Source organism: Mesorhizobium sp. B2-1-3 (genome assembly GCF_006442495.1).
In the GTDB taxonomy this organism is placed as follows: domain Bacteria; phylum Pseudomonadota; class Alphaproteobacteria; order Rhizobiales; family Rhizobiaceae; genus Mesorhizobium.
This window is the reverse complement of sequence record NZ_VFWL01000015.1, coordinates 143,726-153,637: the sequence shown is the minus strand read 5'-3', so window position 1 is coordinate 153,637 and position 9,912 is coordinate 143,726. Positions and strand designations below refer to the sequence as shown.

At 63.9% G+C, this 9,912-nt stretch carries 8 protein-coding genes; 1 reads left to right on the top strand and 7 read right to left on the bottom strand.

The features are described from left to right. Positions 1-119: 119 nt before the first annotated feature. The 7 genes from FJ973_RS22855 to FJ973_RS22825 all read right to left on the bottom strand — a co-directional run bounded on the left by FJ973_RS22855 (position 120) and on the right by FJ973_RS22825 (position 8,856). Entirely contained in the window at positions 120-578 is a 459-nt protein-coding gene (locus FJ973_RS22855; RefSeq protein ID WP_140501560.1) for a hypothetical protein, read from the bottom strand. Between the two features lie 149 nt (positions 579-727). Next, the gene (locus FJ973_RS22850) at positions 728-1,903 is read right to left on the bottom strand and encodes an MFS transporter (RefSeq protein WP_140501562.1); all 1,176 of its coding nucleotides are present in this window, start codon (positions 1,901-1,903) and stop codon (positions 728-730) included. A 23-nt stretch (positions 1,904-1,926) separates the two neighbouring features. Further along, entirely contained in the window at positions 1,927-2,667 is a 741-nt protein-coding gene (locus FJ973_RS22845) for an NUDIX domain-containing protein (RefSeq protein ID WP_140501564.1), read from the bottom strand. Between the two features lie 73 nt (positions 2,668-2,740). Continuing rightward, positions 2,741-3,187, bottom strand: coding sequence for a DUF983 domain-containing protein (locus tag FJ973_RS22840; RefSeq protein WP_140501566.1), 447 nt, complete (start codon positions 3,185-3,187; stop codon positions 2,741-2,743). Beyond that, a complete protein-coding gene (rnr, locus tag FJ973_RS22835; protein WP_140557821.1) occupies positions 3,187-5,505 on the bottom strand; it encodes a ribonuclease R in 2,319 nt (772 codons plus the stop codon). The genes FJ973_RS22840 and rnr overlap by 1 nt, the downstream gene beginning before the upstream one ends. 6 nt (positions 5,506-5,511) lie before the next feature. Beyond that, positions 5,512-8,133, bottom strand: coding sequence for a type I DNA topoisomerase (gene topA, locus FJ973_RS22830; protein WP_140557820.1), 2,622 nt, complete (start codon positions 8,131-8,133; stop codon positions 5,512-5,514). Positions 8,134-8,478: 345 nt separating this feature from the next. Next, complete coding sequence (locus FJ973_RS22825) at positions 8,479-8,856, bottom strand: hypothetical protein (protein WP_140525400.1); 378 nt, start codon at positions 8,854-8,856, stop codon at positions 8,479-8,481. A gap of 156 nt (positions 8,857-9,012) precedes the next feature. On the opposite strand from FJ973_RS22825, the gene FJ973_RS22820 reads away from it, so the two are divergent. Beyond that, entirely contained in the window at positions 9,013-9,759 is a 747-nt protein-coding gene (locus FJ973_RS22820; protein WP_140498969.1) for a cytochrome c biogenesis CcdA family protein, read from the top strand. Positions 9,760-9,912 lie beyond the last annotated feature (153 nt).

Here is a 9,912-nt window from a genome sequence, read left to right as displayed (position 1 = left end):
CCGCTTCGACGCCAAAACAGAAGCGGACAGATCATGTGCTACCAAACCGGACAACTTGATTAGCTACCGACAGCCCGACGCGCCTTGCCGCCGTCACGGAAGCCAATGCCTGTCGGCATTCACACGTGTTCCGCCTCCAGAACGATGGTTTTCTTCCAATCTCCCGTGGTGTTCCACCAGCGATTCGGATTGGCGCGGTCGTCCAGTCCCTTGGAACGGCTGGCAAGGACCGGCTGAATGCGGATCACCGGTTCCTGGTAGCTGTGCGCCTGAAAGATCGCTTCTACGACGCGCGCCGCCAATTCCTGGTCATCGGGCAATTCGAACGAAACCTCGACCGTGCCGGGGCGCCGCCGCAATTCGGTCTCGGCGCCGGCGGCTGCGCCGTCAAGTGGCCGGTAGCGCTCGATGCCATGCGCCGACTGGTAGGCGTTGCGGTCATATTTACCCATGGCCAGCGGCGCCAGCGCCACCACGGCGTCCATGATGCGGTCGACATCCGCGGCCGGCGCCTGGAAAGTGACAAGCAGGAGCAGCGTCATCCGCAATGATGTGGTTTCAAAGCCGCTGTCGATCATCGGAGTCTCCTCAACTTCAGGTGTTTTGAGGTCTCCGTATAAACCGTGGCTGCTGACACGGTTCTGTCAGCAGCCAGTCATCCGGGGGTAGCCAGTTATGGGCCAGCCGGTAGTGGGCGATCGTGAATCCGGTTTGCGCCGGTGGCGGCTTACAAGATCTTGCGGACCAACCTGACGCTGGCAAGAACCATGTAGGCGGCGAAGAACAGGCCGAGCGACCAGCCGAAGCCAGAGGGACCGAACGCATCCATGCCGATGCCTATCGCCTGCGGGCCGAGCACCATGCCGACGCCGTAGCACAGCACGAAGGCGGCATTGGCGGAAGCCAGTTCATGGCCGGAAAGCTGCGAGCCGAGATGGGCGAGGCCGATCGTGTACATGGCCGCGACCACGCCGCCCCAGACGAACAGAAGGCCCGCCATCAGGTGCCAGTTGCCGGCCAGATGCGGCATGAAGATCGTACCGGCGAGTCCGACAGTGGCGCACGCCAGAAGCAGATAGCGGCGGTCCGAGACGCGATCGCTGATCATGCCGATCGGGATCTGCAAGAGCACGTTGCCGAGGCCGATCATGGTGAGCAGCAAGGCTGCGTCGGCTTCGGAATAGCCGATGCGGTTGCCATAGACCGGAAACAGGGCGAAACCGCCGGTTTCGACAGCGCCGAACACCAGAACGGCGGCGGTCGCGGTCGGCACCAGCCAGATGTAGCGCAGGAAATTGCTGGTTTCGCCGTCGGATACAATCGTCGGGCTCTCGTTGCGCGCCGCCAGCACCGGGATCGCGGCCAGCGCCACCAATGCGATGATGACTCCGAACGGCCTGAAGCCGGAGCTGCCGAGATGGGCGAACAGCCACGGCCCCGCGGCAAAGCCGAGCGACAGCACGGTGGCGTAGATGCCGAGCACAAGACCTCGCCGATGCGGCGGCGCCGAGGTGCTGATCCAGAATTCGGACAGGATGAACAGCACCGTCAGCGCGATGTGCAGCACGACGCGCAGCGGAAACCACATCCAGAAATCGGGTGCGAAGTGGAAGCCGACGAAGGCCAGCGCACCGGCGGCAATCATGGCGATCATCGTCCAGGCGACGCCGAAGCGCATGGCGAGCGGCGTGGCCAGAGGGGCGCCGGCGATCGAGGCCAGGCCGGCGACTGCCGTGTTGAGGCCGATCATCGAGGCCGAATGGCCGCGCGTTTCCAGGATGACGCTGAGCAGCGGCATGCCGAGGCCGATGGCGATGCCGACGACGCTGATCGACGAGATCGCCGCCACCATCGGCAGCCAGTGTACGCGCTCGTCGCCCTTTGGTTGGGTATCGACCGTCATGTTATGTCTGAATACTCGATGTTCTACAGAATTTCGCGGGTGAAGCGGTTGCGGACAAGCCGGTAGAAGGGCACGGGACCGCCCGGACGCAACAGCGGATCATGGGCGAGGCGGCTTTCCAGCTCGTCCAGGATCATCCGGGTGATGTCGGGAATGTCGGCTTCCCTGGCCTTGGCAAGCGGCAGCCAGACCAGTTCCTCGAGCTCGTTGGTCGGACCGCCGCCCGTCAGTTCGACGGCGACATCATCGCGCCAGGCGCAGAAGAAGCGGGTGTCGAAGCGGCGCACCCGGTTGGGCGGCGTGATGGCGCGCGCAATGAAGCGCAGCATGTCCAGGGCAGGTTGCACCCCATGTTCGGCAAAGCCTTGCCAATCAGACCTTGTCGTGGCGAAGGCGCCTTTGCGACCAATCAGCAGCCCGGCTTCCTCATAGGTCTCGCGGATGGCCGACAAGGCGATGGCGCGGGCACGCGCCTCGCTCGTGCGGCCGGGGCCGGCGATGAGCTTTGCTTCCTGCTCGGGATGCAGCGCGGTGGCGGTGGGGATGCGGCTGTCCGCCGGGTCGGTACGGCCGCCGGGAAAAACGAACTTGCCTGGCATGAAGGCGTGACCGGCATGACGGCGACCCATCAGGACCCGCAAGTCGTTGGCCTTGCCGTCGAGCAGGATCAGGGTCGCGGCATCACGTGGACGAATCGCCCGGCCACCATGCGTGGCCAGACCCTTGTCGATCCTGTCGACGTCCGCCTTGGTCATTCCTTCCATGCGCAGGACCTAGCGGAAACGTCTTGCATGCGAAAGTAGCCTTGACGGTTGGCATGTTGCGCCAGCCAGCACCTCAGGCACCGGGATGGGGTTCAGCCACGTCGTGTTCGCCAGCAAAACCGTGCATATAGAATGCCCATTGCAATCCGATGACGGCACCTTTCACCGGCTGCAGCAGTGCAACCGACAGCAGGATCGTCAAGGGTACCCAGATGGCGATGTGCTGCCAGGTGGAAAGGGTCGACGTCGCCTCCACGCCCATGAAGGCGCCGAGCACGATGTGGCCGACGATGACGATGACCAGATAGGCGGGCAGGTCGTCGGCGCGGTGATGGTGTATCTCCTCGCCGCAGACGCTGCATGTCTCGACGGTCTTGGTGAAGCCGCGAAACAGCTTGCCTTCGCCGCAATGCGGGCAGCGGCCGAGCATGCCGCGCTTCATCGCCGTCCACAGCGGACGCGCGACCCGGCCCGAGTGATGTTCACCGCCGAAAACCTGTTCTTCCGTGACTCTTGCCATCATCGTCTCCTGCCACGCGAGCCTGGGCGCGATTGTGACGCACGGGCGCGGCCTTTTGCCTTGTGAAACGACCTGACGGAGCCAGGCAGGGGCTTCGGGTCGGTCAACATCTCAAAGCGCATCGCGCCGGCCATCGGCGCCACTTCGACGAGACGGACCTCGACACGGTCCGCCAGCTGATAACCCTTGCCCGAGCGTTCTCCGTAGAGCGAGCGGGCCGTTTCGTCATATATATAGTAATCGCCGCCCAGAGTTGACACGGGGATGAAACCATCCGCGCCATACTGCGGCAATTGGACAAATAGTCCCGATTTGGTGACGCCCGAAATGCGGGCGTCGAAACGGTCGTCGATGCGCTCGGCGAGATAAGCGGCGATCAGCCGGTCGATCGTGTCGCGTTCGGCCGCCATTGCACGGCGTTCTGTGCCGGAAATCAGCACCGAAACATCCTCGAGCCGCGCTTCCTCCTCCTGCGTCAGGCCCCCTGGGCCGAGGCCGAGTGCGGCGATAAGCCCGCGGTGCACGATGAGGTCGGCGTAACGGCGGATCGGCGAGGTGAAATGCGCGTAACGGTTCAGGTTGAGGCCGAAATGGCCGATGTTCTTGGGTGAATATTCGGCCTGGCTCTGCGAGCGCAGCACCACCTCGTTGACCAGACCTTCATTGTCGGCGCCGCGCACGCGCTCGAGAATGCCGTTGAACTGGGCGGGCCGCATCTGCGCACCGCGCGCCAGCGACAGGCCCAGGGTTTGCAGAAATTCGCGCAGCGATTCCTGCTTGGCCAGCGAGGGCGCGTCGTGGGTGCGGTACACCAGCGCCTGCTTCTTCGCCTCGAGTGTCTCGGCGGCGGCGACATTGGCCTGGATCATGAATTCTTCGATGAGTTTATGGGCATCGAGCCGTTCCGGCACGACGACGCGATCGACAGTGCCGTCGGGCTTCAGCAGGATCTTGCGCTCGGGCAGGTCGAGTTCGAGCGGCTGGCGGCCATCGCGTCCGCGCTTGAGGACCGCATAGGCATCCCATAGCGGCTTCAGCACTGCGTCGAGGATCGGCCCGGTCTTGTCGTCCGGCACGCCGTCGATCGCCGCCTGCGCCTGCGGGTAGGCGAGCTTGGCCGCCGATTTCATCATGATGCGGTGGAAGGAATGCCTGACCTTGCGCCCGTCCGCCGAGAAGGTCATGCGCACTGCCAGTGCCGGGCGATCCTGGCCTTCGCGCAGCGAGCAGAGATCGTTGGAGATGCGCTCGGGCAGCATCGGCACGACGCGGTCGGGGAAATAGACCGAGTTGCCGCGCTTCAGCGCTTCGCGGTCGAGTGCCGTGCCGTAGCGGACGTAAGCAGCCACGTCGGCGATGGCGACCGTGATGACCACGCCGCCGGGGTTCTTCTCATCGAGATCGGGCGTAGCGAACACCGCGTCGTCGTGGTCCTTGGCGTCGGCCGGGTCGATGGTGACCAGCGGCAGTTCGCGCCAGTCCTCGCGGTTGGCCATCGTCGCAGGCTTGACGGCTTCGGCTTCGGCGATGACGTCGGCCGGGAAGACATGCGGAATGTCATGTGCGTGGATGGCGATCATCGAGACCGCCTTTTCGCTGGTCAGCGAGCCCAGCACGTTGAGCACTTTTGCTCTCGGCAAGCCATAGCGCGAGGCCCGGGCGGGCTCGACCTCGACGAGATCGCCGTTCTTGGCTCCGTTCTGGAATTCCTTGTCGACGATCAGTTCGGGTTGCCGGCGCTCCACCGGCTCGATGCGGAAGCTGCCGTCCTGAAGCACCCGAAAGACGCCGAGAACGGCATCCGTGCGCTTCTCGAATATCTTCATCACCCGCCCTGTGTAGGCCGGGCCGCCCAAGGCGACATTCGTGTCGTCGGCGGGAAAGGTCTTGGCCAGCACGCGATCGCCAATGCCAGGCGCCGGTCCGCCGCCACTGCGCGACAGGCGGATGGAAACGATGGGGGGCGGTCCATTGGCGGTGTGTTCGGTGGGACGCGCCAGCAGCACGCCGTCGGCGTCGCGGTCGAAAATGTCGAGCACTGTGACATGGGGCAGGGCGCCAACGCGGGCCAGGCGCTTACGCTCCTTGGTCAGGACGCCTTCGTCCTGCAGGTCGCGCAGGAGATCCTTCAGCCAAATGCGGTCCGGGCCGCGCAGCGCGAACGCCTTGGCGATGTCGCGTTTTCCAGCGCGATCCGGATTTTCGGCGATGTAGCGCAGGATTTCGTCACGCGAGGGCCTGTAATCGCCCTTGACCTGGGCCGTTGTGTCGGCGGTGCGCGGGTCGCCGTGGGTTGTTGCGGAGATCCTGCGCGCCACGCCGTTCTATCCCTTTTTCCTGGCGGCAGGCTTCTTGGCCGCCGTCTTCTTGGTAGCGGGCGCCTTGGCCGCCGCCGCTTTGCGGAAAGGCTTCTTGCCGCCGCCGCCCTTGGCTTCCTTCTCGGCGATCAGCGCCAGCGCATCCTCCATCGTCACCGATTGCGGATCCTTGCCCTTGGGCAGCGTGGCATTGACCTTGCCGAAATTGACATAAGGCCCGTATTTGCCGTCGCGCACGACGATCTTGCCGCCGCCGTCGGGATGATCGCCAAGCTCCTTGAGGGCTGCCGCAGTGCCGCCATTGCGGCCGCCCTTGCCCTTCAACTGCTTCTCGGCGATCACCGAAACGGCGCGGTTGAGGCCGATCGAGAACACATCCTCGATGCTGTCGAGATTGGCGTAGGTGCCGTCATGCAGCACGAAAGGCCCGTAGCGGCCAAGCCCTGCCGAGATCATCTTGCCGGTTTCCGGATGCTTGCCGACATCGCGCGGCAGGGAAAGCAGGGCAAGCGCCTTCTCATGGTCGATCGAATCGGGCGTCCAGCCCTTGGGCAAGCTGGAACGCTTGGCTTCCTTGCCGTCGCCGCGCTGGATATAGGGACCGAAGCGGCCGCTGCGCAGCGTGATCTCCTCAGCCGTGTAGGGATCCTTGCCGAGCACTTTGGTGCCGTCTTCGCCGCCGCCATTCTCGCCATTGGGGTTGGCGGCGTCGCCGAGCTGGCGGGTGAAGGAGCATTCGGGATAGTTCGAGCAGCCGACGAAGGCGCCGAACTTGCCGAGCTTGAGCGACAAATTGCCGGTGCCGCATTTGGGGCAGATGCGCGGATTGGAGCCGTCCTCCCGGGCAGGGAAAACCAGCGGCGCCAGTTCCTCGTTCAGCGCATCGAGCACGTCGGTGACGCGCAGTTCCTTGATGTCGGCGACCGCGCCGGAAAAATCCTTCCAGAAATCGCGCAGGACGTCCTTCCAGGCGAGCTTGCCGTCGGAGATCTCGTCGAGCTTTTCCTCGAGCGATGCGGTGAAGTCATATTCGACATAACGCTCGAAGAAGCTCTCCAGGAAGGCCGACAGCAGCCGGCCCTTTGCCTGCGGCACTAGCCGGCGCTTGTCGATGGTGACATAGTCGCGGTCCTCGAGCGTCTTTAGGATCGCCGTGTAGGTCGACGGCCGGCCGATGCCGAGCTCCTCCAGCTTCTTGATCAGCGAAGCTTCGGAATAACGCGGCGGCGGTTCGGTCGTGTGCTGGGTGGCGTTGATCGCCTGGCGGGCAAGCTGCTCGCCGGCGCGGATTTCGGGCAGGCGGCGGTTTTCCTCGTCCTCGGAATCATCGTCCTTCTGGTCGGTATAGGCGGCGATGAAACCGTCGAAGCGCACGACTGAACCGACGGCGCGCAACTCGGCCGTGCGCGCGCCGTTGACCGCCTCGATCTCGACCGTGGTGCGTTCGATCTCCGCCGGCTGCATCTGGCTGGCGATGGCGCGCTTCCAGATCAATTCATAGAGCCGCATCTGGTCGGCATCGAGATATTGCCTAACCGATGCCGGCGTGCGCATGAAGTCGGTCGGGCGGATCGCTTCGTGCGCTTCCTGGGCGTTCTTGGCCTTGGTCGTGTACAGGCGCGGCTTTTCCGGCAGGTATTTGGGGCCGAATTCCTTGGCGATGGCATCGCGTGCCGCGTCGATCGCCTCGGGCGCCATCTGCACGCCGTCGGTTCGCATATAGGTGATCAGGCCGGTGGTCTCGCCGCCGATCTCCATTCCCTCATAGAGGCGCTGCGCCACCTGCATCGTGCGGTTGGCCGAAAAGCCGAGGCCCGACGAGGCGGCCTGCTGCAATGTCGAGGTGGTGAAGGGCGGGCCTGGATTGCGCTTGGTGGGTTTTGCCTCGACGGACAGCGCCTTGAAGGCCGCGCCCTCGAGCATGGCCTTGATGTCGTCGGCCTGCGCCTTGTTGGCGATGTCGAGCTTTTGCAATTTCTTGCGCTCGAAAGCGGTCAGGCGCGCCTCGAAATTTTCGTTGCGCGGCGTGCCGAGGATGGCAGCGATCTGCCAGTATTCCTCGCGGATGAAGCGTTCGATCTCGGATTCGCGGTCGCAGACCAGCCGCAAGGCGACCGACTGCACGCGGCCGGCGGAACGGGCTCCGGGGAGCTTGCGCCACAGTACCGGCGAGAGAGTGAAGCCGACGAGATAGTCGAGCGCCCGGCGGGCGAGATAGGCGTCGACCAGCGGCGCATCGATCTGGCGCGGATTGGCCATCGCCTCGAGCACCGAGCTCTTGGTGATGGCGTTGAAGACGACGCGGCTGACCGGCTTGTCCTTCAGCGCGCGCTTCTGCCGCAAGACTTCCAGAACGTGCCAGGAAATGGCCTCGCCCTCGCGGTCCGGGTCGGTGGCGAGAATCAGGCCGTCGGCGTCCTTGACCGCCTTGGCGATGTCGGCGAGGCGCTTGCCGGATGCCGTGTCGACCGCCCAGGACATGGCGAAATCCTCGTCCGGTCGCACCGAGCCATCCTTGGCCGGCAAATCACGGACATGGCCGAACGAGGCCAGGACCTTGTAATTCTTGCCGAGGTATTTGTTGATTGTCTTCGCCTTGGCCGGCGATTCGACGACGACGACGTCCATGAGGGCTCATATCAGCTGTGATGCGGCAGAAGAATTCCGCTGCGCGCGACGAAATCTCGGTTCTGTTCGTCGCTCACATGGCCGCGCTTTTGCATCCGGTCAAGGGGAAGCGGCCAAATTGCAAGAGTGCCGGCAGCAATACACTCTAAGAGTGTATGGAGAAGATCACATTGTTGAGGGGTAACTAAGACAAATGGCTGGAGCGGTGAGGAGCGGCTCAAATTGGCGCCGATGAGTCGCCGGCGACCCTGTGTATTGAGCCAAATGCCGCGCCAGCGCGTCTGGTGCGGGCTGCCAGGCGTTGGAGGCACGCCCGGCAGCAACGTCGAAGTTAAGGTGGCAGCCTTAGTCGGCCTTGACGATATGCCAGACGCCGCCGACGCCATCACCCGACACATCGCCGGCCTTCTTGTCCTTGATGAATGTGTAGACGGGCTTGCCGTCATAGGCCCACATCTTGGTGCCGTCGGTACGGTCGACTACGGTCCATTCATCGTCCGCCTTGGCGCCGGCCTCGGCCTTCAGCGGCGGCCAGTTTGTGGCGCATTTGTCATAGCAGTTGGTCTTGCCCTTCTCGTCCTTGTCATAGGTATAGAGCGTCATGCCGTTGGCATCGGTGTAGATCTTGGTGCCGCCGACCTCGGCCTCCTTCCAGGCCTCTGCTGCGAAAGACGCGGCGGTGCTGAGCAAAAGCGCGGCCAACCCTAGTGTCACGGTTTTCATCGAAATCTCCCTGCTGATCCGAGGATGCGCGGCAATCGCGGCCTCGCTCGATCAACGCGCAGGTACCGACGTTTATTCCCGGGCATGCCAACACAATGGTGATTGGCAGAGGGGCCCGGGCGTCGCTATATCGGCCCGTAAAGTCGGAGTTCTGGAATGGCACTGGATATAGGCTATGTCAGCGCGGTCGGGGCAGGGGCGATCTCGTTCCTGTCGCCTTGCGTGCTGCCGCTGGTGCCGCCCTATCTCTGCTACATGGCCGGCGTGTCGGTCGACGATTTTCGCGGCAATGCCGGGGCAGCCGCCAAAGCCGGCGCCCGTACCGCGCTGCTTTATTCCTCGATTGCCTTCGTGCTCGGCTTCTCGACCGTGTTCGTCGCGCTGGGCGCCGGCGCCTCGAGCATCGGCCGCCTCCTGCGCGTCTGGCAGGAGCCGCTGGCAATGGGCGCCGGCGTGCTGATCATCCTGATGGGGCTGAATTTCCTCGGCATCCTGCGCATTCCGCTTTTATCGCGCGAGGCGCGTTTCCAGTCGCAGGGCAAACCGGCAAGCGCGGTCGCGGCCTATGTCATGGGACTGGCCTTCGCCTTCGGCTGGACGCCGTGCATCGGCCCGGTGCTGGGGCCGATCCTGACGCTGGCCGGCGGCCGCGAGACAGTGGGCGAAGGCGCATTGCTGCTCGCCGCCTATTCGCTCGGCCTCGGTATCCCATTCCTGATCGCGGCACTGTTTTCCGGCGCCTTCATGCGTTTCCTCGGCAAATTCCGCGTTCATCTCGGCCGCGTCGAGAAGGCGATCGGCGCATTGCTGGTCGTCGCCGGCGTGTTTTTCCTCACCGGCGGGGTGCAGGCCGTGTCGTATTGGCTGCTGGAGAATTTTCCGCTGCTGGGCCGGCTGGGATAAGGCTGTCGGTATCGGGTGCGCACAAGATTGAACCTGTGACCCGCTGATTAAGAGTCGGCTGCTCACCATCTCACCGGAATTTAACCGCATTGGTGCAGCATGGCGCCCACTGCTAGCATAATTTGATTCCCAACGCTTTTCCTATGGTTGTCC

Bases quoted from the DNA above. Each gene is read 5' to 3' on its own strand.
- FJ973_RS22855 (WP_140501560.1), bottom strand. From the start codon at position 578: ATGATCGACAGCGGCTTTGAAACCACATCATTGCGGATGACGCTGCTC.
- FJ973_RS22850 (WP_140501562.1), bottom strand. From the start codon at position 1,903: ATGACGGTCGATACCCAACCAAAGGGCGACGAGCGCGTACACTGGCTG.
- FJ973_RS22845 (WP_140501564.1), bottom strand. From the start codon at position 2,667: ATGGAAGGAATGACCAAGGCGGACGTCGACAGGATCGACAAGGGTCTG.
- FJ973_RS22840 (WP_140501566.1), bottom strand. From the start codon at position 3,187: ATGGCAAGAGTCACGGAAGAACAGGTTTTCGGCGGTGAACATCACTCG.
- topA (WP_140557820.1), bottom strand. From the start codon at position 8,133: ATGGACGTCGTCGTCGTCGAATCGCCGGCCAAGGCGAAGACAATCAAC.
- FJ973_RS22825 (WP_140525400.1), bottom strand. From the start codon at position 8,856: ATGAAAACCGTGACACTAGGGTTGGCCGCGCTTTTGCTCAGCACCGCC.
- FJ973_RS22820 (WP_140498969.1), top strand. From the start codon at position 9,013: ATGGCACTGGATATAGGCTATGTCAGCGCGGTCGGGGCAGGGGCGATC.